Below are 20,535 nucleotides of genomic sequence, written 5' to 3'. Positions count from 1 at the left end.
AAACTGGCAGAACCACTCTTGAATTTCGTTGCTTGCTGTGATCAGCGAAGCCTTTCAGTGTATCACATTTTTTATCCACTTCGCTGTGACTTTTTTAAGTCTGCGAGGCAGTTGTTTGCTGCGATGGGTTGAACTATAGCATAGGTGAAACCCTAGATCAGCCAAAGTTGACACAAAAGCTTCATGCCTTGAAGGGGTCTTTGCCGTTGATCTCGCCCCTAGAGACGATAGAGACAGAGGCCTGACGGCCTCTGTCTCTATGGCAGTACATAGATAATGCGCACACGATGGCACTGATTACTTTGTTGGACGCTCAATTGGCGTTCGGGCACGTGGCCCTGCTGGACCACGCCACTTTCTCCCTGGAAACCGGCGAACGCGTCGGTCTGATCGGCCGCAATGGCGCTGGCAAGTCTTCGCTGCTCAAAATTTTGGGTGGCCTGGCAAAAGCCGATGACGGTCAGGTCCAGGTCCAAAATGGGGTTCGCATTACTTATGTAGCCCAAGAGCCAGATCTGAAGCCGGAGCACACCGTCTTTGAGTCCGCATCCGATGGCCTGGCGGCCGTGATTGCGGTGCGTGAGCGCTATTTCGCGGGCGGCGAGGGCGAGGATCTGGATGTCTTGCAGACCCAGATCGAGGCTTATGACGCCTGGAACTGGGAACAGCGCGTAGAAGAAACGCTGCAGCGCCTGCACCTGGACCCTAACGCCCTGGTGGGCAGCCTGTCTGGCGGTACTCGTAAGCGCGTGGCGCTGGCCCAGGCGCTGGTGGCACGTCCCGATGTGCTGCTGCTGGACGAGCCCACCAACCACTTGGATCTGGATTCCATTGAGTGGCTGGAGGATTTGCTGATTGCTTTCAAGGGAAGCGTCATCACCATCACCCACGACCGCAGCTTCCTGGACCGCATTGCCACGCGCATTGTGGAACTGGACCGAGGCCACCTGCTCTCGTACCCCGGCAACTTTGCTCAATACGTTGTGCAAAAAGAAGAGCAGTTGGCGCAAGAGGCGGTTATCAACGCCAAGGCAGACAAGCTGCTGGCCCAGGAAGAAGTCTGGATTCGCAAGGGCGTAGAAGCCCGCCGCACGCGCAGCCAGAGCCGCATCACCCGCTTGCAAGAGTTGCGGGCCAACCGCTCCGCGCGCCGTGATGTGCAGGGCAGCGTGAACATGGATATTGCCTCTGGCAAGGGCGATAGCTATCAGGGCAAGATCGTGGCCGAGCTGACCGATGTCAGCAAGGTCTACGGCGAAAAGAACATTGTGGAAAAGTTCAGCGGCACGATTTTGCGTGGCGACAAGGTGGGCCTGCTGGGCCCCAATGGCGCTGGCAAGACAACGCTGCTCAAGATGATTCTGGGCGAACTGGCACCTGACAGCGGCAATGTACGCCTGGGCGCCAATATGCAGGTCGCCTACTTTGACCAGATGCGCCACCAAGTCGATCTGGATGCAACGCTGGAGGATTTCATCAGTCCCGGTAGCGAGTGGATTGAAATTGGCAACCAGAAGAAGCACGTAAAGAGCTATCTGAGCGACTTCCTGTTCTCGCCTGCTCGTGCACACTCTCCCGTGCGCTCTCTGTCGGGTGGTGAGCGCAACCGTTTGCTGCTGGCCCGCCTGTTTGCCCGCCCTGCCAATGTGCTGGTGCTGGATGAGCCGACCAACGACCTCGACATCGAGACGCTGGACATGCTGGAAGACCTGCTGCAAAGCTACGACGGCACCGTCTTCCTGGTCAGCCATGACCGCACCTTCCTCGACAACGTCGTCACCAGTACCATTGCCTGGGAAGGCCCTGGCCACTGGCGTGAATACGAAGGTGGCGTGACGGACTGGATGGAGCAATCTCGCCGCAGCAAGGCGATTGCAGCTGCTGCCCAGCCCAAGAGCACCCCCAAGGAAGAAGCCAAGCCTGTGGCGGCCCCCGCCGAAAGCGTGGCCAGCTCCAAGAAAAAGCTCAGCTACAAAGAGCAGCGTGAGCTGGAAACCCTGCCCACCCAGATTGCTGCACTGGAAGCCGAGCAAAAGCAGATTCAGGAAGCGCTGGCTGACGGCAATCTGTTCTCTACCGACAACTCCAAGGCAGTCGCCATGCACCAGCGTGATTCGGAAATTGACGAAGCGCTGATGGAAGCACTGGAGCGCTGGACAGCCCTGTCCGCCTAAGGGCAGTAGCCAAGCGCTGCAATCAATAAAAGAGCGCCTTGCGCTTGTCCTTCAAGGACTTCAGCTACTTATATAGCGAAGCCCGATGAATGACAGGCGCAAGGCGCTCTCTTTTTATACAGCTTTAGATGCGATGGTGCACTTGATCGGAGCCGCCACGCAGCTTGACCAGCAGGGCTTGCGCAATTTGCGGCAGAGGCAGCACCTCGTCAGCCGCACTATGGGCAATGGCTTCGCGCGGCATACCGAAGACGATGCAAGTGGCTTCATCCTGCACCAGGTTGTAGCTGCCTGCGTCACGCATCTCGCGCATGGCAGCTGCACCATCGGCCCCCATGCCCGTGAGCATGATTCCGTAGGCGTTACGGCCCGCATTGGCCGCCACCGACTTAAACAACACCTCGACTGAGGGCTTGTGGCGGTTCACCGGCGGCGCATCATCCACCACGGCCACATAGTTGGCACCGCTGCGGCTGATAGAGAAATGCCTGCCACCGGGGGCGATATAGGCATGGCCAGGCAGCAGGCGCTCGCCATGCGTGGCTTCCTTCACCGTCATCTGGCACAGACTGTTGAGCCGCGCCGCAAAGCTGGTGGTGAAGCCCGGCGGCATATGCTGGGTGATGACGATGGCCGGGCAATCGGCAGGCAAATGGCTCAGCACTTCACGAATCGCTTCTGTGCCGCCCGTGGATGCGCCAATGGCAATGATTTTTTCGGTGGAGACTCGCCCCAGCAGCGTGGGCACGACTGGCGGGCGGGCCACCGCAGGTTTGGCACCCGCAGCCACGCCATGTGGCGCCACCGGCAGGCGATGCACCTGAGCGACCGCTGCCACACGAATCTTGTCCACGATCTGCGTGGCAAGCTCCTGCAAACCATTGGCCACACCCACGCGGGGCTTGGCCACAAAGTCGATGGCCCCCAGCTCCAGCGCACGCATGGTGACTTCAGCGCCGCGCTCGGTCAGCGTGGAGATCATCACCACCGGCATGGGGCGCAGGCGCATGAGACGCCCCAGAAAGTCAATGCCATCCATACGGGGCATTTCCACATCCAGCGTGATAACGTCGGGGTTCAGTTCGCGGATCATCTCGCGCGCGATCAGCGGATCATTGGCCGAACCAATGCATTCCAGATCATGCTGACGGTTGATGATCTCGGCTAACAAACTGCGCACCAGCGCAGAGTCATCAACTACAACCACCCTGATTTTTGGCTTTAGCAAAGCTCAACCTTCCTCAAAACAGATCCACCGAGCCACCCGCCGTGTTGCGCGCAACGACAGCGGCGCTGCCACGGCTGATTTCCTGCTGCACCAGCGCTTCAGGATGGGCATGTGCCAGTCGTTTGACCATGGCCTTGCCGGTGGATGGAAAAAAGACCACTTTGCGCGGGTAAATATCCAGCACGTCTTCGGAGACGATGGGAATGCGCTCGGTCTGCAGATACTCTGTCACAAAATCTGTGTTGCGCTCACCCACGTTCATGGTCGTAAAGTTGGCCATGACCTGGGCGCCGCCGAAAACCTTGGCCTGCATGGACTCGCGCCGCGCGCCCATCTTCAGCATCTCGTTGATCAGCAGCTCCATCGCGTACGAGCCATAACGGCCCGAGACATCGCTGCTGTCACCCTCAGGCAGCATGAAGTGGTTCATGCCGCCAATGCGCATGAATCGATCCCACAGGCAGGCCGCAATGCAAGAACCCAGCACGGTAACGATGGCCATCTCGTCGCGCGAGACGAAATACTCGCCAGGCAGCACCTTGGCTGAGTTGAGCTGAAAGTGCGGGTCGTAATAAAAGAACGAGGCCTCACCCGGCTGGCGTGGCTGGCGCTTGAGCTGCTCCAGCGATGACACCGGCGCCACGGCTGCCGGCGCAGAATAGGCCTGCCCCATATAGGCAGGACCGCGCAAAGACCGGCTTGCAGCGCCAGCACCCGGGGCATCCGGCGGAGAGCTCAGATTCCTCATGATTGGCGACCCTGCCCTTCAGCCTCATTGACGCTCATAAACGGTCTTCCCCTTGAGAGCGAACAGATCACGCGCATCGCTGAAATTCTCGGCATGGCCCACAAACAGCAGCCCACCGGGTTTCAGCACCTGATGAATACGCTCCAGCACACGGCGCTGGGTTGGCGCATCAAAGTAAATCATCACGTTGCGGCAGAAAACCACGTCGAATGTCTCGCGAAACGGCCAGTCGCCCGCAATCAGGTTGACGTTGATGAAATCCACCATCTGGCGCAGCTCTGGCTTGACGCGAACCATGCCGGAGTTGCTCGAGCGCCCACGTAAAAAGAAACGGTGCAGCCGCTCGGTGCTGACGCCCTTGACGCTTTCGGCCCGGTACACGCCGCGCGATGCCGTCTCCAGCACGCGTGAATCAATGTCGCTGGCCGTCAGCTGAAAGCTGGGCGATGCACCCAGACTCTCCACCGCCGTCATCAGGATGGAATAAGGCTCTTCACCCGTCGATGCCGCGTTGCACCACACCTTCCAGCCATTGCCAGCCGGCTTATGGCTGCGCAGGTGCTGGGACAGAATTTCAAAATGGTGCCGCTCGCGAAAGAACGCCGTCAGATTGGTGGTGAGCGCGTTGACGAACTCCTGCCACTCTGGCCCATCGTTAATCGACTCCAGCCAGTCCAGATAGCTGGCAAAGCTCTCGTACCCTGTCTCGCGCAAGCGGCGAGACAGGCGACTGTAGACCATGGCGTGCTTGCCATCATGCAGGCTGATGCCGGCATGTTTGTAGATCAGTGCCTGAACGCGGGAGAAGTCACGGTTAGACCAGACGAACTCGCGCCCCTGCGTCAGCGGGCCAGACAATTGGTCTGGCGACGCATCGTCGTCCTGCACCAGATGCGCAGGAGCTTTGTTGGGTGAAGCGCTACGCCCCAGATTCAGCACACAGGCCTCTGGATCGCTCAGGCTTCAGAGGCCACCAGGCCCATGTCGACGTTGCCCATGAGCTTTTCAATGTCTAGCAAGATGAGCATGCGCTCGCCCACCGAGCCCAGACCCAGAATGCAGCCACTGTCGATGGCGCTTTCGATGTCGGGTGCGGGGCGCACGGCATCCGCGGCCAGCTCCATCACATCGCTGACCGAGTCCACCACAATGCCCACCACGCGGCGACCCAGGTTCAGGATGATGACCACGGTGAAGGCGTTGTACTCGACTTCGGAGCAGTTGAAGCGCAGGCGCATGTCCACGATAGGCACGATGGTGCCGCGCAGATTGACCACGCCCTTGATGAACTCGGGCGCATTGGCAATACGTGTGGGCGGCTCGTAGCCACGGATTTCCTGCACCTTCAGGATGTCGATGCCGTACTCCTCAGCGCCCAGGCGGAAGGTCAGATATTCGCGGGAGCCAGTGTTCAGGCCTTCGGCAGTCTTGTTGAGGATGTTCATGTCAGCTCTCTCTGGGTTATTCAGGTCGGTTCAGTCGCGGGCGGCTTGGCTCAAGTCAGGCTCAAGGTCAATGGCGGGTTCGACGCACCAAAGCGCCGGTATCCAGAATCAGTGCCACGGATCCATCACCCAGAATGGTGGCACCCGAGACATTGGGCACCTTGCGGTAATTGCTCTCCAGGTTCTTCACCACCACCTGGTGCTGCCCCAGCAGCTCATCCACCAGCAGGGCGACGCGGCTGCCGTCGGCTTCGACCACCACCATGATGTTGCTGGTCTCGTTCTCATCGGCGCGCGGCACCTGGAAGGTTCGCTCCAGCGCAATCACGGGCATGTATTCATCACGCACCTTGACCAGTTGCGTGCCATTGGCCACGGTGTTCACGTCATCGCCCTTAACCTGGAAGGACTCCACCACGGAGGACAGAGGCAGGATGTAGACCTCCTCGCCCACACCGACCGACATGCCATCCATGATGGCCAGCGTCAGCGGCAGTCGCACCGAAACCTTCATACCCTGACCGGCGACGGAGTCAATCTCCACCGTTCCGCCCAGCGAGGTGATGTTTCGCTTGACCACGTCCATGCCCACGCCTCGACCCGACACATCGGTCACCACATCGGCGGTAGAGAAGCCTGGCGCAAAGATCAGCATCCAGACTTCGCTGTCAGGCATGCTGTCAGACACATCCATGCCGCGCTCGCGCGCCTTGCCCAGAATCTTCTCGCGATTCATGCCCTTGCCGTCGTCACGCACCTCGATGACGATGGAGCCGCCCTGATGCGAGGCCGCCAGCGTCAGCGTGCCGTTTTCAGACTTGCCGGCTGCCAGTCGCTCCTCAGGCATCTCAATGCCGTGATCCACACTGTTGCGAACCAGATGGGTCAGCGGGTCAGTGATCTTTTCGACCAGGCCCTTGTCCAGCTCGGTGGCTTCACCCAGCGTGATGAAGTCCACCTTCTTGCCCAGCTTGCCCGCCAGATCGCGCAACATGCGCGGGAAGCGGCTGAACACGGTGGACATGGGAATCATGCGGATCGACATCACGGACTCCTGCAAGTCCCGCGTGTTGCGATCCAGATCGGCCAGCCCCGCCAGCAGCTGTTGATAAGCCGTAGGGTCCAGACCCTGGCTGTTCTGCGCCAGCATGGCCTGTGTAATCACCAGCTCGCCAACCAGATTGATGAGCTGATCCACCTTCTTCACATCCACGCGGATGCTGGTGGATTCCATATGCGAAGCCGCCGCCTTGGGTGTAGCCTTTTGCGCCCCTGCCGTAGATGGGTCTTGCGCTGAACGCTCTTGATTCAATAGCGCATCTGGGCTACCAGGTGCTCCGGCGAAAAAGCCATAAGCCTCCTCTGCCGACAGGTGGACGGGAGGCGTGGCCAGCTCATCATCTCCGGCCACAATCACATCAGTCTCGGCTACCGCAGCTTCAACCTCAGCGACCGGGGCCTCGGGCTGCTGTGTCAGCTCCGTGATCTGCACCTGCTCTTTGGAGACGTGGAAAACGAATAGATCACGCAATTCGTCATCGGTAGAAACGGTTCTGACCTCAAACAGGCGGTAATCCGGCTTGCTGCTGACCTGATCCTGAATCGTGCCCAGACCGGGAATATCTCGGAACAGCTCCTTGATGGCATCGCCCAGCTCCAGCTTGGGCAGCGGGCCAATGTCGATGTGCAGCACGCGCGCACCTTCGGGCGGCTCAGTGCCGATCACGGCGCCAGGCGCTGCGACCTGAGCGGAAGCAGAAACTTGCGCAGGCGCTATAACAACAGGAGCCTCTTGCGCTTGTTCAGCAACGACTTCAGCACGATTAACCTGTGGAATCTCCGTCAAACCCTGTGCCAGTGCTTCAATGCGCACCACCAGTTCGGCAGTGGATATCGGCTCGCCCTCATCACCTGACTGATGGCGCGCCAGCAGACTGCGGCTGGCGTCTGCAGACTCCAGCAACACATCAACCATGGCGGGAATGGGCGTGATTTCATGGCGACGCAGACGGTCCAGCAAGGACTCCATGCGGTGCGTCAGCTCAGTCACGTCAGAGAAGCCAAAGGTTGCCGCGCCACCCTTGATGGAGTGGGCGCAGCGAAAAATGCCGTTGAGCTCTTCGTCATCGGCGGCCGACAAATCCAGGCTGAGCAGCATCTGCTCCATCTGGTCGAGGTTCTCGCTGGCCTCCTCGAAAAAGATTTGATAGAACTGGCTAAGGTCAAAGTCCGCGCCCGAACCTGCGCCATCCTGGTGTGTATCCGCCATGGTGTTTCCTGCTGTGATTCGTTGTTATCGGCTTAACGGAGGACTTTCTGAATGACTTCAATCAAACGATTGGGGTCAAAAGGCTTAACCAGCCAGCCCGTAGCCCCTGCGGCACGGCCTGCCTGCTTCATCAAATCGCTGGATTCCGTCGTCAAAATCAAGATGGGCGTGCCCTTGAACTTGGGGTCTTCGCGCAGCTTGCGGGTGAGGCCAATGCCATCAAGGCGCGGCATATTCTGGTCGGCCAGCACCAGATCGATGTTTTCTGCCTGGGCTTTTTCAAGCGCATCTACACCGTCGACGGCCTCCACCACCTTAAAGCCAGCACTGCTCAATGTGAAAGAAACCATCTTTCGCATCGAGGGGGAATCATCAACAGCCAGGATCGATCGCATGTACAGCTCCAACAGACGGGCAACAGTAAACAGGGTAGAAGGTCAAAACAGCTCTACAGAGCCAGCATCCATCTCGCTTTGCGTGACGGGGTTGGGTTTCTCGGGCAGGCTCGGCAGGCAGACGTCTGTTTCTGCCTCATCCTCATCCGTGCCCATGGCAGCAGCCCCCAGCCTGAAAGCGCAGGCTTGCAAGGTATGCGCCATGTGAGCAATCAATTGTGAGGACATATCGTGGAACTGCAGCTCGGTGACTGCCAGGCGCAGCGCCTCACGTGCCGAGTCCAGTCCTGCCGTATCCAGCAAAGCAGGGTGAGACAATTGGCCATTGGCCTGCTCAAAACGCTCCAGCAAATTATGCGTGGCATGGTCCAGCAGCCCCTCAAGCCGCTGCAAGTCACGCAGCGTGACCAGCAAGGCATCTTGCAGCTCCGCAGCCACCATCACCGGAACGGCAACCGCAGGCACACCCGATGGGTTTTGCATTGTCTGCATCGTTACTCCAACTGCGAAAAACCTTCATGACGACCACGCCGCCATGCACCACGAAATAAACAGATCAGAAGCCCTTGCCGCCGATGATCAGTCCTGACCTGACGACTATTGCTCCAATGTTCCAAAATGTATCCAATGATAGCGTTCTTGGCGATATGCAATTACAGGATCAGCACGTGAAAATCCTCCATATTGAAGACTCTGTCGCAGATCAGGCCCTGGCGCGCCTGAGTCTCAAGCGTGGACTGCTGCCCTGCACCCTCACTACGGTAGACACTCTGCCCGCTATCGAAGACGCTTTGCAGACGCAGAAGTTCGACCTGATCCTGGCGGATTACCACCTGCCCGGCTTCACGGCGCTGGATGTCTGGGACCTGGTTCGCACCCGCGCCGACGCTCCGCCTTTTGTGCTGCTGTCAGGAGCCATTGGCGAATCGGCAGCGGTGGACATCATGCGGCTGGGCATCAGCGACTACCTGCTCAAGGACCAGATCAACAGCCTGCCCCATGTCATCAAGCGCGCGATTGAAGTGCACGAAGCCCGGCTGGCCCGCCGCCGCGCCATGCAGGAGCTGGCACAGTCCGAAAAGCGCTTGGCCGAGCTGACCGAGCACCTGCACACCAGCATCGAGCAAGAGCGCGCCAATATCTCGCGCGAGATTCATGACGATATTGGTGGCTCGCTCACCGCCGTCAAGTTCGATCTGGCATGGATGAGCCGTAACAGCCCCGAAGGCACGCTGCGCGAGCACGCCCAGTCGGCTCTGGCAATGCTGGAGCACGCACTGGGCGCCAGCCAGCGCATCATGCAAAACCTGCGCCCGCCAGTACTCGATCAAGGGCTGGTCGCCGCCGTGCAGTGGCTGGCTCAGGACTTTGAGCGCCGTACCGGAATCCCCGCCCAGCTGCACACCAGCCGCGAGCATATGGAGATAGCCCCCGCCCAGCAGGTGGCCGTGTACCGCACTGCGCAAGAATCTTTGACCAATATCAGCAAATACGCACAAGCCAGCCGCGTGACGCTGGATTTATCCGATCACGAAGGTTTTTTGACACTGGAAGTAACAGATAACGGGGTAGGCTTGACCCAGGAAGCACGTGACAAGCCCCAATCCTTCGGGCTTCGAGGACTAAGTGAGCGCGCACGCACTGTTAACGGATGGCTAGATGTGAGTAGCCACCCCGGCCGAGGAACCTCTATCATCCTCACCATTCCTCTGACTGATATCGAAACATGAGCAACGCACTATGGCTAGTTGAGCCTTGGCGAGCTGTTTACCTGGGAGGTGTACCTTGATTCACGTCGTGCTATGCGATGACCATGCCATTTTGCGACGAGGCATACGCGACACCCTGGCCGAGGCCACGGACATCATCGTCACCGCCGAAGCAGGCTGCTACTCCGAGCTGCGCGAGCAACTGCGCACTGCCACCTGCGACGTGCTGCTGCTGGACATCAACATGCCCGGCCGCAGCGGCCTGGAAGTACTGGCCAGCGTGCGCGAAACCCACCCGCACATCCACGTCATCATGGTCTCCATGTACCCCGAGGATCAGTACGCCCTGCGCAGCATCAAGGCCGGCGCGGCAGGCTATGCCAACAAGGCGGGCGACCCGGTGCAGCTGATCGAAGCCGTGCGTATCGTGCAAAGCGGCCGCAAGTACCTAACCCCTGAAGTAGCCCAGATGCTGGCCGAAAGCCTGGCCCAGCCAGTCGCCCCCGTTCCCCACGAAACCCTGTCCGAGCGCGAGATGCAGACTTTGCTGAAGATTGCCAGCGGGCAGAAGCAGACGGATATTGCGCAGGAGCTTATGCTGAGCCCCAAGACGGTGAGTGTTTATCGGGCTCGTGTGCTGGAGAAGCTGGGGATGAGTAGCAACGCGGAGTTGACGGCTTACGCGATCCACAACAAGTTAATCTAACGCTGCACTTATCTAGCTCTAGCGCTTATGCATCAAGCGGTAGCAGCTATCTTTTTTGACAAAGACACTATCTGATTGTGTTGCCCTGTTGCCCGCCAAGGGGAAACCCGGCTTCTGCAAGCGAATCGAGCCTGCAGCCCAAGCCCCCGTCAAACCCCAAAAACCGCGACACCCTTCAGTAACAGCTCCACCATAGGCTGCTCCATCAAAGGCAAAGTCGCCACCAATCCGACCAAACCCACGGTCAGTGTGACCGGAAAGCCCACCGCATAAATATTCATCTGCGGCGCAACGCGGGAGATGATGCCCAGCACCAGGTTGACGAACAGCAGCATCGCCACCATAGGCAGCGCAATCCAGAAGGCACTGGCAAACACAGCACTGCCCATCTCGTGAATGCGCATCTGCGAGATGGCCTGCAAAAAGTTGCCATCCACAGGGAAAGCTTCAAAACTCTTGAGCACCGCCATCAGCACCAGCAAGTGGCCGTTGATGACAATGAACAGCAGCGTCGCAATCTGCACCATGAAGCGCGCAACGGCGCTGAGCTGGGCGTTACTGGTGGGGTCGAAGAACGAGGCGAAATTCAGCCCCATCTGCAGACCCACCACTTCACCGGCCACTTCGATGGCGGCCATGACCAAGCGCACGGCAAAGCCGACGGACAGACCGATAACCACCTGCTGCACCAGTGTGCCCAAGGCTTGCGCCGAGGCGATGCTGACCACCGGCTGCTCGCCCAGCATCGGCTGAGCACACAGCGCGACCAGAAAGGCCAGCCCGACCTTGAGGCGCATGGGAATGGCTTTTTGAGAAAAAACAGGGGCTGTGGTGAACAGCGCCAGCACGCGCACAAAAGGCCAGATCAGGGGCGATAGCCAGGCCGCAATCTGGGCTTCGCTGAAGGTAATCACTTCAGTGACTCCACAGCGCTTGAAATAGCGCACACACCAGGAAACCGCTGCGGCCAAAGCCAGGGATGCCAAGCAAGGGCCGCCCCGCAGCGAAGGCGTCGTCCCCCTTCAGGGGGAAGCCGCAAAGCGGCACAGGGGGTCATCCCACGGCTCCGGGGATGCCCTCAATAGTGCGGCGAATGAAATCCACCAGCGTGGAAAGCATCCACGGCCCAGCCACGGCGAACACCGCCACGGCGGCCAGCAGCTTGGGCACAAAGGCCAGCGTGGCTTCATGCACCTGCGTGACGGCCTGAAAGATGCTGACAAGCAGGCCCACGCCCATGACCACGCCCAGCACAGGCATGGAAATCATGAGCAACAAAGTCAACGCCTCGCGGCCAAAGGTCAATACAAATTGAGAAGTCATGAGGTTCTCTGAAAGAAGCCGCTAGACAGCAAAACTTGCGGCCAGCGAACCGATGATGAGATTCCAGCCATCGGCCAGCACAAACAGCATGAGCTTGAAGGGCAGCGCCACCAGCACAGGCGACAGCATCATCATGCCAAGCGACATGAGGATGGAGGACACCACCATGTCGATGACCAGAAACGGAATAAAGATCATGAAGCCGATCTGGAAGGCGGTCTTCAGCTCGCTGGTCACAAAAGCGGGAACCAGCACGCGCAGCGGCGCGGTTTCAGCGGTGACGCTGGCGTCCAGCTTGGCCAGGCGCTTGAACAGCGAAAAATCTGACTGGCGGGTCTGCTTGAGCATGAAGCTGCGCATGGGAGCTTCGGCCTTGTCAATCGCCTGCTCGAAGCTGATGCTGTTCTGGGTATAAGGCAGGTAGGCTTCCTGATAGACCTTGTCCAGCGTCGGGCCCATCACAAACATGGTGAGGAACAGCGACAGGCCAATCACCACCTGATTGGGCGGTGCGGACTGCGTGCCCAGCGCCTGACGCAGCAGGCTGAGCACGATGACGATGCGGGTAAAACCCGTCATCAGCAGCAAGATGGCAGGCAGAAACGACAGTGCCGTAAAAAACAGCAGCGTCTGGATAGGCACGGAATAACTGGCACCACCAGCACCCTGGCCCACCAGCAAGGGCAGGCTGGCCGCTGCACCCTGTGTAGCGCCCTGTGCGGCGGCCAACAAGGGCAGCGACAGCAAAGCAGCGGTGGCGGTGCGAGAGACGAACTTAGTCATTTCCAGAATCCCGGGCAGAACCCGCAGCCTGTGCACGCACCAGAGAGTCGGTGAATGAAGGCGATTTTGCTACATATTCATTAGCAGCTTGCGCTTGTCCTGCATGGGTTTGAAGCACATGCAGGCATTGAATCTGCTGCGCGGTGACGCCCAGCACCAAGCGCACGGCTTCATGGCCCTCGCCCACTTGCACAGTCACCACGCGCTGCTGGGGGCCGATGGAGAGCGAGCCCAGCACCTGCGATGTCAGCGGGGCCGCGCCGCGCGCCATGCCCATACCGCGGGGCAGCAGGTTCTTGTGCTGCAGGCGGCGCACCAGCCAGGGCAGGGCCAGCATGGCGGCCACAAACAAAACGACCAGAATCAGCGTGGGCCACATGGATGGAGCTGCTGTCATTGCAGTACCCGTGGCCGCGCTTGCCGCGTTCTCAACCACGGCTGACCCGGCGCAGACGCTCGGACGGGGTCACCACGTCCGTGAGGCGAATACCGAATTTGTCGTTCACCACCACCACTTCGCCCTGAGCGATGAGGTAGCCGTTGACCAGCACATCCATGGGCTCACCGGCCAGTGCATCGAGTTCCACCACCGAGCCCTGCGCCAGCTGCAGAATGTATTTGATAGGCACCTTGGTGCGGCCCAGCTCCACGGAGAGCTGAACAGGAATGTCCAGCACCATGTTGATGTCGTGCACAGGCACATCGCCGTAGCTGCCGCGCGATGAATCGCCGCTCAGCGGGCCGCCTTGCTCAGAGACATCGGGGCCGCTTGCGGCCTGATCGTGCTGACGCTGCTCTTCCAGCGCTTCAGCCCAACCCGAAAAAGGATCATCGCCCGCGGGCTTGTTGTTTTCATCAATTGCCATGCTTCTCTCCCATCCAGCCTGCATCGCCGCCGCGCAGGCTGCGCTCCACGCGGATTGCATATTTGTCGTTGTGCGTGCCGTACTGGCACTCGAAAACTGGCACCCCACCAATGGAGGCGCGAATCAGTGGCTCACGGTCCAGCTCAATAAAGTCGCCGGGGCGCATGGCCAGCAACTGCTCAACCGTCGCATCGGCGCGAGCCAGCTCAGCCACCAGAGTCACCTCGGCAGATTGAATTTCACGGGTCAGCACCTTGACCCAGCGGCGATCGACCTCGATCGCATCGCCCTGCGTGGATGAATACAGCACATCGCGGATCGGCTCCAGCGCGGCATAAGGCATGCAGACATGGATGGAGCCGGAGATATCGCCAATCTCCAGCTGAAACGCGGTCGAGACCACGATTTCGCTGGGGGTGGCGATATTGGCGAACTGGGGCTGCATTTCCGAGCGCTGATAGACCAGCTCCAGCGGGTAAATGCCGTGCCAGGCTTTTTTGTATTCCTCGCAGATCACGTTGACCAGACGGTTGATCACGCGCTGCTCGGTCGTCGAAAAATCACGTCCTTCGATACGGGTCTGCAAACGGCCTGTGCCGCCGTACAGGGTGTCGATCACGCCGAACACCAGGGAAGGCTCGCAGACGATCAGACCATTTCCGCGCAGCGGGCGAATGGCCATGATGTTGAAATTGGTGGGAACGGCCAGCTCGCGCAGAAAGGCGCTGTAGCGCTGCACGGTCACCGTGCCGACGGAAACCTCGGGGCTGCGGCGGATGAAGTTGAACAGGCCGATGCGAAAATTGCGGGCAAAGCGCTCGTTGACAATTTCCATGGTGGGCATACGCCCACGCACGATACGTTCCTGACTGGAGATGTCGTAATTGCGGATCTGGCCGTCATCGACCTCCACCACTTCGGAACGCTGGCTTTCGCCGGTAACGCCTTCAAGAAGGGCGTCAACTTCTTCCTGGGAGAGAAAAGAATCGCTCATGCACTTCCTCTCTGCTTACTGAATGATGAAGCTGGAGAACAGCACGCGGCGCACAGGGCTCTTGCGGCTGGTGCGCGGGCTGTCTTCGTCCGCGTCTTCATCGCGTGAGCGCTTCTTGGCGCTGGCGCCATAGCCCAGCGGTGCGGAGACCTCTTCCAGAATGTCGGCGGCCAGCTTTTCCTTGCCTTCACGGGCCAGCAGCTCATCGGCCGTGCGCTGAGACACCAGCAGCAAAATGCCGTTGCGAATGCTGGGCAGGTATTGCTTGACGGTGGAAGCGGTCTTCTCGTCGTTCAGCTCGAGCGTAATGCCCAGCTGCACAAAACGGTCGCCACCGGGGTCCGACAGATTGGCAACCATATTGTCCAGTGGCAGAAAAGTGGGCACCGAGGTCTTGGCGCTGACTTCTTCATCGCCCTCGCCACCGCTGTGCTGGCGTTGCATCATCAGCACATAGGCGGCAGCCGCCACAATGGCCAGCACGGCAACGATGGCCACGATGACGATCAGCTTCTTGCTTTTCGCAGGAGCAGGTGCAACAGGGGCGGCATTGGGATTGGCTGACACGGCGGGGTTTCCTCAAGAGTGGGGGACTGCATCCACCCCGCAGCCATTGCCGCGACACGGAAGATCCACGCCTGAATTATTCGCCGCCCACCACCCCGGCCATTGCCGGAATAAAAGCAAGAAACCCGGTTTGATCCGGGTTTCGCTATCGCATTAACACAGCGTGCAGGCTGTAAGAGAGGCTGTTTTCTGCCTCAGACAAACAGGTCAACACCAGACTGCGCTGCCCGTGTAGATGGGCGTGTATTCAGCGCATCCACCGGCAGCTCAGCCGCATTCACCGCCACCCGGGCGCTTCTGGCCTGTGCGCGCTGGCCATCATCGGACTGCCCGCCAGCGCCTTGCTGATGGGCACCGCCTGCATCCACGCTCACGCCGCTCAGGTTCAAGCCCTGCGCCTCCAGCAGCTCGCGTAGCTGAGACTGGCTATCCGCCAGCAACTGGCGGGCCTGCTCGTCATCAGCGGCGAAGCGCACATGCGCCTCCTGCCCGTTCAACTGCACCTGCACCTGAATAGGCTTGCCCTCGTGCTGAATCGACAGCGATGCGTTCTGCACCCTCTGGTGCACCCAGAAGGCCACTTGCTCAGACACTTCCTGCTCGCGCTCGGCCGGCGCCGACTCTTGACCGCTCAGGTTCTGTCCCAGATCCGATGAGTTCTGGCCGCCGCCCTGCATGCCAGCGCCAGCTGCGCCCATCGCACCGCCAATGGCGACAGCAGCGCCCAATAAATCGTGCGATCCACTGCTGGTGCCCACCTTGCTTTCGGCACCGCCCTCATCCAACGACGATGGGCGCGCGGCACGCAGCAAGTCCTTGAGTCCTTCCAGCGTCTGCGGCTGCACGGCCGTCATGCCTTGCAGGCTGACACCCTGATGGCCCGCCGCCTGCAGCTTGTGCGCGACCTGCTCGGCACGCGCAGCCACGGGCTCATCAGCCGCCGCAAGTAAGGCGCTCTGGCTTTGATCGCTGTGATCGGCTTTAGCGGGCAATGCAGCATCGTCAAAATTAGTAGCTGCTTGCGCTTGTATTGATTGGGCTTGAAGCTGATTTGACTGAAAATCCTTACCCATAAAGGCCGCATGCGCGCCCCCAGCCCCAGTACCAGCAGCACCGGCACCCGCATCGCCAGTATGCAAGGCTTGGCGATGCGCCAGTTGCGTGACATTGCCGCGGCCCGACAGAAAGTCGGTGGCAGCGCCCTGACGCATATCGTCATCCCCTTGCGTATCCAGCCGCGCAGTCTGGCCCACCAGACTCATCCACGGCGCATGGCCTTGGGCGGCCAACAAAGTATCTTGCTCGGCCAACGCAGGCAGGGTAGTTTTTTCTTCCTGCGCATCACCGGGCGGCAAGGCAACCTGCGGCAAACCGGTGGCTGCAAAGCTATCCAGCGCCGCCAGCAGCGATGAAAAAGCAGGCACTTCATCACCCGCCGCCAGCGTGCTTTTGACCAAGGTCATGGCCTGAGGTGTAGCCTTGGCCGCACGCGGCTCGGCGCTGCGCGGGCTATCAATTCTGGTTTCCGCCATCGTCATGCCTCCTGGAGCTGTAGGCCAAAGCTGCGCCGAAAAAAGGCCATGGCGGCGCGCTCATCGGTGTCTTTTTGCTCGCGGCGCATCTGTACCAGCGCCATGTCGCGCTTGCGCACCTGCACCACTTTTTGCAGGCTGGTCACACGCAGTTCGCTAGCCAGCAAGGCCTGGCGAGCGGTTTCAAGGCGAATATCCTGATCGGCCACCATGCGGGTCTGCAGGCCAATGGCGTGCTGCAGCCGCTCCATGAACTGGTACTGGTGGTGCATGACTTCGGGTTGCACGGCCAGTCCTTCCTGCGCGCCCCAGCGGCCCTGCATCTCCTGCACATAGCCCTGCAACTGGTCCATCTGGGCCTGCGCCGCCTGCTGGGCGCGCTGGCGCTCCTGCATGGCGGTGCGGGCCGCGTCACGTTTGCGCTCTGCAGCTTCAATGGCGACGTTCAATGCATTCAAGGACGACATCTAGGACAACTCCTTCACTCAACTATTGCTAGCTCAACCGTTGCGGACTCAGCCCTGCTGCATGGCCTGCGCCATGCCCGTCAGGCTTTGCTCCATGCTGGAGCTTTCAAACATGCTTTGCTGCAGAAAACCGGTCATGCCCGGTTGCAGCGCAATGGCTTCATCCAACTGCGGATCCGAGCCGGGCACATAGGCACCCACCTGGATCAGATCGCGCCCCTTCTGGTAGCGCGAATACACGGCGCGAAAGCGGCGGGCCATCTCAAAATGCTCACGCGAGACCACGTTGTGCATGACGCGCGAGGCGGATTGCTCAATGTCGATGGCCGGGTAATGCCCGGTCTCGGCCAGTGCCCGCGAGAGCACAACGTGGCCGTCCAGAATGGCGCGGGCCGCATCGGCAATCGGGTCCTGCTGGTCGTCGCCCTCAGACAGCACGGTGTAGAAAGCGGTGATGGAGCCCACGCCATGCAGGCCGTTGCCGCTGCGCTCGACCAGCGCGGGCAGCTTGGCAAAGCACGATGGTGGGTAGCCCTTGGTGGCCGGTGGCTCGCCAATGGCCAGAGCGATTTCGCGCTGGGCCATGGCATAGCGAGTCAGCGAATCCATGAGCAGCAGCACATGCTTGCCCTTGTCACGGAAATGTTCGGCAATCGCCGTGGCGTAGCTGGCACCCTGCATGCGCAGCAGCGGCGGTGCATCGGCAGGGGCGGCCACCACCACGGCACGGCTGCGGTCTTGTGCACCCAGAATGTCTTCGACGAACTCCTTGACCTCGCGGCCACGCTCGCCAATCAGGCCCACCACAATCACATCGGCCTGCGTATAGCGCGCCATCATGCCCAGCAGCACGGACTTGCCCACGCCCGAACCGGCAAACAGACCCAGACGCTGGCCGCGCCCCACGGTCAGCAGCGAATTCAATGCCTTGACGCCTGTATCAAGCGACTCACGTACCGGGTCGCGGTCCATGGCATTAATTGGGTTGCGGTCCAGCACCTCGGGCACCACGCCCTCCAGCGCAGGGCCACGATCGAGCGGAATGCCTTGCGAATCGACCACGCGGCCCAGCAGGCCGTCACCCATGGGCAGGCGCAGCACGCCCACGGTCTGGCTGACATTTTCGGCAGCCTCCACACCCAGCTGGGGCACGGGAATAAATGGCGCAGCAGGCACGACCATGGCCCCGCTGGACAGGCCCTGAATATCGCCGGCAGGCATCAGAAAAGCACGTTCGCCAGCAAAACCTACGACTTCGGCCAGCACGGGTTCCCGCCCTGGTTGATGGATATGGCATTGCGCGCCCACGGGCACGCGCAGACCCGAGGCCTCCAGCACCATGCCCGTCAACTTGGTCAGACGGCCCCGGCATTCCAGCGGCACGGGCTGGGCATAGCGCGCCCGCGCCTGGCTCATGAATTGCTGCCAGGAGTTGTCACTCATGCCTTGTCTCCCTCATACCAGGTAGAGACCAGGCCCAGTGCAGCCACGGCACGGCGCCAGCGCTTGTCCAGGCCGCCATCAATCTCGGCACCGCCAGATTCAACCTTCACATCGCCCGCAGCGATAGAGGCATCGCCCACCCACTGAATGCGGCTGTGCGCGCCATGCTCGGCACGCAGGGGCTCATCGAGCACTTCAAAATCGGCAGGATTGAGGCGCACGGTCACCGGGCGGCTTTCTTCAACCAGCATGTCCAGCGCTTCGCGAATCACAGGCAGCAAGGCCTGGGGCTGGCTGCGCAGCTCCTGGCGCACCACCTGGCGGGCAATGTCGCAGGCCAGGTTCAGCAGCTCTTGCGCCGTGGCGCTCTGCATCTGCTTGAAGTTGTCTTCCAGCCCCTGCAGCACGCTGTTGACCCGGCGCACGCCTTCTCGGCCTTCACCGCTGATATGGTCATCCATGCGCTGCTGCCATTGCTGCTGTGCCTGTGCACGACCTTCAGCCAGGCCTTGGGCATGACCTTCTTCGCGGGCCTGCTCCAGCAATTGCTGCAACTGCTCTTCATCAAAAGCGGGCTCTGCAGGCGGCTGCTCCACCACTTCGACCTCAGGCTGAGCCTGCGGCTGGTGCGCGATTGATGGCGAAAAGCCGTTGAACTGGGGAGAACCTGCAGGGATGAAGGCCGCAGTCTGAATGGGCTTGAAGGCATCGCCCGGCGCATCCACCGCACCAAAGCGCCACTGCACCACGGTGCTGTTGTCAATTTCTTCCTGCGGAATAAAGCGCGAATTGGAACGTGGAGACTGACCGTTAGACATAACTGTCCTCCGCGCTATTGCCGATAGTCACCTGCCCTTCTTCAACCAGGCGACGAACGACCTTGAGAATTTCCTTCTGCTGCGCTTCCACCTCGGACAGGCGCATGGGTCCACGGCCATCCAGATCTTCGCGCAGCGACTCGGCCGCACGCATGGACATATTGGCCAGAATCTTGTCGCGCACTTCCATGGAGCCGCCCTTGAGCGCCACGATCAGTGTCTCGGACACCACCTCGCGCAGCACCATCTGCACTGAGCGGTCGTCCAGCTTGACCAGATCGTCGAAGACAAACATCTTGTCCATGATCTTCTGCGCCAGCTCGGGGTCGTAGTTACGGATGGTGTCCAGCACGGCCACATCGGCATTACCGGCCATCTGGTTGAGCATTTCAGCCGCCGTCTTGACGCCGCCCAGCGAGGTTTTGCGAATCTTGTCGCCACCCGCCAGCACCTTGAACAGCACCTCGTTCAGATCCTTGAGCGCCGTGGGCTGAATGCCCTCCAGCGTGGCCACGCGCAGCATGACTTCGCTGCGAAAGCGCTCGGGCAGCTGCATCAGCACGGCAGCGGCCTGCTCAAACTCCAGGTGCACCAAAATGGCCGCCACGATCTGCGGGTGCTCGCCGCGCAGCAGCTCGGCCACGGACAGCGGGTCCATCCACTTCAGGCTTTCAATGCCCGAAATGTCACCGCCCTGCATGATGCGGTCGATCAGCAGCGCAGCCTTGTCATCGCCCAGTGCGCGCTTGAGCACCGAGCGCACATAGTCGCTGGCATCGTCCACCAGCAGACTCTGCGCCGCCGCATCATTGGTGAAGCGGTCGATCACAAAATCAACCTTCTCCCGCGTCACGCCGCGCATGCGGGCAATCGTCTCACCCAACTTCTGCACTTCCTTGGGCGAGAGATGCTTGAACACCTCAGCCGCCTCTTCCTCACCGAGGGAGACCAGCAAGATGGCAGCGTCGTTCAGACCTCTATCGTCCATATTCAAAACTTTCTACTAGTTATTCAAGCGCCGAAACTGGCATGCTCTCAGTCAGAGACAGCGAGCAAGAGCCGCCTCGC

Annotated in this window: 22 protein-coding genes; 3 read left to right on the top strand and 19 right to left on the bottom strand. The window is 60.3% G+C overall.

The features are described 5' to 3' along the window. Positions 1-287 precede the first annotated feature (287 nt). Positions 288-2,174, top strand: a complete 1,887-nt coding sequence (abc-f, locus tag RSF91_RS08770; RefSeq protein ID WP_332568053.1) for a ribosomal protection-like ABC-F family protein — start codon at positions 288-290, stop codon at positions 2,172-2,174. 124 nt (positions 2,175-2,298) lie between these two features. On the opposite strand, the gene RSF91_RS08765 is transcribed toward abc-f, so the two are convergent. The 7 genes from RSF91_RS08765 to RSF91_RS08735 all read right to left on the bottom strand — a co-directional run bounded on the left by RSF91_RS08765 (position 2,299) and on the right by RSF91_RS08735 (position 8,751). Beyond that, entirely contained in the window at positions 2,299-3,402 is a 1,104-nt protein-coding gene (locus RSF91_RS08765; protein ID WP_332568052.1) for a protein-glutamate methylesterase/protein-glutamine glutaminase, read from the bottom strand. Positions 3,403-3,415: 13 nt separating this feature from the next. Next, positions 3,416-4,150, bottom strand: coding sequence for a chemoreceptor glutamine deamidase CheD (cheD, locus tag RSF91_RS08760; protein WP_332568051.1), 735 nt, complete (start codon positions 4,148-4,150; stop codon positions 3,416-3,418). Positions 4,151-4,174: 24 nt separating this feature from the next. Then, positions 4,175-5,089: a CheR family methyltransferase gene (locus tag RSF91_RS08755; protein ID WP_442878828.1), complete on the bottom strand. Its 915-nt coding sequence runs from the start codon at positions 5,087-5,089 to the stop codon at positions 4,175-4,177. A gap of 17 nt (positions 5,090-5,106) precedes the next feature. Next, the gene (locus RSF91_RS08750; protein WP_332568050.1) at positions 5,107-5,595 is read right to left on the bottom strand and encodes a chemotaxis protein CheW; all 489 of its coding nucleotides are present in this window, start codon (positions 5,593-5,595) and stop codon (positions 5,107-5,109) included. Positions 5,596-5,662: 67 nt separating this feature from the next. Then, complete coding sequence (locus RSF91_RS08745; protein ID WP_332568049.1) at positions 5,663-7,864, bottom strand: chemotaxis protein CheW; 2,202 nt, start codon at positions 7,862-7,864, stop codon at positions 5,663-5,665. Between the two features lie 32 nt (positions 7,865-7,896). Beyond that, the gene (locus RSF91_RS08740) at positions 7,897-8,259 is read right to left on the bottom strand and encodes a response regulator (protein ID WP_099740028.1); all 363 of its coding nucleotides are present in this window, start codon (positions 8,257-8,259) and stop codon (positions 7,897-7,899) included. Positions 8,260-8,301: 42 nt separating this feature from the next. Further along, a complete protein-coding gene (locus RSF91_RS08735) occupies positions 8,302-8,751 on the bottom strand; it encodes a hypothetical protein (protein WP_332568048.1) in 450 nt (149 codons plus the stop codon). Positions 8,752-8,867: 116 nt separating this feature from the next. On the opposite strand from RSF91_RS08735, the gene RSF91_RS08730 reads away from it, so the two are divergent. Together RSF91_RS08730 and RSF91_RS08725 are read left to right on the top strand one after the other, a co-directional pair. Then, positions 8,868-9,989, top strand: a complete 1,122-nt coding sequence (locus RSF91_RS08730) for a hybrid sensor histidine kinase/response regulator (protein WP_332568047.1) — start codon at positions 8,868-8,870, stop codon at positions 9,987-9,989. A 55-nt stretch (positions 9,990-10,044) separates the two neighbouring features. Beyond that, positions 10,045-10,674: a response regulator transcription factor gene (locus RSF91_RS08725; RefSeq protein ID WP_332568046.1), complete on the top strand. Its 630-nt coding sequence runs from the start codon at positions 10,045-10,047 to the stop codon at positions 10,672-10,674. 149 nt (positions 10,675-10,823) lie between these two features. On the opposite strand, the gene fliR is transcribed toward RSF91_RS08725, so the two are convergent. The 12 genes from fliR to fliG form a co-directional block, all read right to left on the bottom strand. Beyond that, positions 10,824-11,588, bottom strand: coding sequence for a flagellar biosynthetic protein FliR (gene fliR / locus RSF91_RS08720; protein ID WP_099740024.1), 765 nt, complete (start codon positions 11,586-11,588; stop codon positions 10,824-10,826). 139 nt (positions 11,589-11,727) lie between these two features. Continuing rightward, on the bottom strand, positions 11,728-11,997 hold the full coding sequence (gene fliQ / locus RSF91_RS08715) for a flagellar biosynthesis protein FliQ (RefSeq protein ID WP_169107778.1): 270 nt from the start codon (positions 11,995-11,997) through the stop codon (positions 11,728-11,730). Between the two features lie 21 nt (positions 11,998-12,018). Beyond that, entirely contained in the window at positions 12,019-12,780 is a 762-nt protein-coding gene (gene fliP, locus RSF91_RS08710) for a flagellar type III secretion system pore protein FliP (RefSeq protein ID WP_332568045.1), read from the bottom strand. Next, positions 12,773-13,159 (bottom strand): FliO/MopB family protein, encoded by a 387-nt coding sequence (locus tag RSF91_RS08705; RefSeq protein WP_332568056.1) that lies wholly within the window; start codon positions 13,157-13,159, stop codon positions 12,773-12,775. The genes fliP and RSF91_RS08705 overlap by 8 nt, the downstream gene beginning before the upstream one ends. 49 nt (positions 13,160-13,208) lie before the next feature. Next, a complete protein-coding gene (gene fliN / locus RSF91_RS08700; RefSeq protein WP_332568044.1) occupies positions 13,209-13,646 on the bottom strand; it encodes a flagellar motor switch protein FliN in 438 nt (145 codons plus the stop codon). Next, positions 13,636-14,640: a flagellar motor switch protein FliM gene (gene fliM / locus RSF91_RS08695; RefSeq protein WP_332568043.1), complete on the bottom strand. Its 1,005-nt coding sequence runs from the start codon at positions 14,638-14,640 to the stop codon at positions 13,636-13,638. Before fliM ends, fliN begins: the two co-directional genes overlap by 11 nt. A 15-nt stretch (positions 14,641-14,655) precedes the next feature. After that, positions 14,656-15,207: a flagellar basal body-associated FliL family protein gene (locus RSF91_RS08690; protein ID WP_332568042.1), complete on the bottom strand. Its 552-nt coding sequence runs from the start codon at positions 15,205-15,207 to the stop codon at positions 14,656-14,658. Between the two features lie 194 nt (positions 15,208-15,401). Next, on the bottom strand, positions 15,402-16,739 hold the full coding sequence (locus RSF91_RS08685; RefSeq protein WP_332568041.1) for a flagellar hook-length control protein FliK: 1,338 nt from the start codon (positions 16,737-16,739) through the stop codon (positions 15,402-15,404). A 2-nt stretch (positions 16,740-16,741) separates the two neighbouring features. Continuing rightward, positions 16,742-17,206 (bottom strand): flagellar export protein FliJ, encoded by a 465-nt coding sequence (locus tag RSF91_RS08680; RefSeq protein WP_332568040.1) that lies wholly within the window; start codon positions 17,204-17,206, stop codon positions 16,742-16,744. 48 nt (positions 17,207-17,254) lie between these two features. Next, positions 17,255-18,649 (bottom strand): flagellar protein export ATPase FliI, encoded by a 1,395-nt coding sequence (gene fliI, locus RSF91_RS08675; protein ID WP_332568039.1) that lies wholly within the window; start codon positions 18,647-18,649, stop codon positions 17,255-17,257. Continuing rightward, a complete protein-coding gene (locus tag RSF91_RS08670; RefSeq protein ID WP_332568038.1) occupies positions 18,646-19,467 on the bottom strand; it encodes a FliH/SctL family protein in 822 nt (273 codons plus the stop codon). The genes fliI and RSF91_RS08670 overlap by 4 nt, the downstream gene beginning before the upstream one ends. After that, entirely contained in the window at positions 19,460-20,455 is a 996-nt protein-coding gene (fliG, locus tag RSF91_RS08665) for a flagellar motor switch protein FliG (RefSeq protein ID WP_332568037.1), read from the bottom strand. Before fliG ends, RSF91_RS08670 begins: the two co-directional genes overlap by 8 nt. Positions 20,456-20,535 lie beyond the last annotated feature (80 nt).

It is taken from the genome of Comamonas sp. (genome assembly GCF_036643215.1).
GTDB lineage: Bacteria > Pseudomonadota > Gammaproteobacteria > Burkholderiales > Burkholderiaceae_C > Comamonas.
Note: the sequence above shows the minus strand (reverse complement) of the source record. Positions and strands in the feature narration are given on the sequence as shown.

Bases quoted from the DNA above. Each gene is read 5' to 3' on its own strand.
- abc-f (WP_332568053.1), top strand. From the start codon at position 288: ATGGCACTGATTACTTTGTTGGACGCTCAATTGGCGTTCGGGCACGTG.
- cheD (WP_332568051.1), bottom strand. From the start codon at position 4,150: ATGAGGAATCTGAGCTCTCCGCCGGATGCCCCGGGTGCTGGCGCTGCA.
- RSF91_RS08750 (WP_332568050.1), bottom strand. From the start codon at position 5,595: ATGAACATCCTCAACAAGACTGCCGAAGGCCTGAACACTGGCTCCCGC.
- RSF91_RS08745 (WP_332568049.1), bottom strand. From the start codon at position 7,864: ATGGCGGATACACACCAGGATGGCGCAGGTTCGGGCGCGGACTTTGAC.
- RSF91_RS08740 (WP_099740028.1), bottom strand. From the start codon at position 8,259: ATGCGATCGATCCTGGCTGTTGATGATTCCCCCTCGATGCGAAAGATG.
- RSF91_RS08735 (WP_332568048.1), bottom strand. From the start codon at position 8,751: ATGCAGACAATGCAAAACCCATCGGGTGTGCCTGCGGTTGCCGTTCCG.
- RSF91_RS08730 (WP_332568047.1), top strand. From the start codon at position 8,868: ATGTTCCAAAATGTATCCAATGATAGCGTTCTTGGCGATATGCAATTA.
- fliQ (WP_169107778.1), bottom strand. From the start codon at position 11,997: ATGACTTCTCAATTTGTATTGACCTTTGGCCGCGAGGCGTTGACTTTG.
- fliP (WP_332568045.1), bottom strand. From the start codon at position 12,780: ATGACTAAGTTCGTCTCTCGCACCGCCACCGCTGCTTTGCTGTCGCTG.
- RSF91_RS08705 (WP_332568056.1), bottom strand. From the start codon at position 13,159: ATGTGGCCCACGCTGATTCTGGTCGTTTTGTTTGTGGCCGCCATGCTG.
- fliN (WP_332568044.1), bottom strand. From the start codon at position 13,646: ATGGCAATTGATGAAAACAACAAGCCCGCGGGCGATGATCCTTTTTCG.
- fliM (WP_332568043.1), bottom strand. From the start codon at position 14,640: ATGAGCGATTCTTTTCTCTCCCAGGAAGAAGTTGACGCCCTTCTTGAA.
- RSF91_RS08685 (WP_332568041.1), bottom strand. From the start codon at position 16,739: ATGGCGGAAACCAGAATTGATAGCCCGCGCAGCGCCGAGCCGCGTGCG.
- RSF91_RS08680 (WP_332568040.1), bottom strand. From the start codon at position 17,206: ATGTCGTCCTTGAATGCATTGAACGTCGCCATTGAAGCTGCAGAGCGC.
- fliI (WP_332568039.1), bottom strand. From the start codon at position 18,649: ATGAGTGACAACTCCTGGCAGCAATTCATGAGCCAGGCGCGGGCGCGC.
- RSF91_RS08670 (WP_332568038.1), bottom strand. From the start codon at position 19,467: ATGTCTAACGGTCAGTCTCCACGTTCCAATTCGCGCTTTATTCCGCAG.
- fliG (WP_332568037.1), bottom strand. From the start codon at position 20,455: ATGGACGATAGAGGTCTGAACGACGCTGCCATCTTGCTGGTCTCCCTC.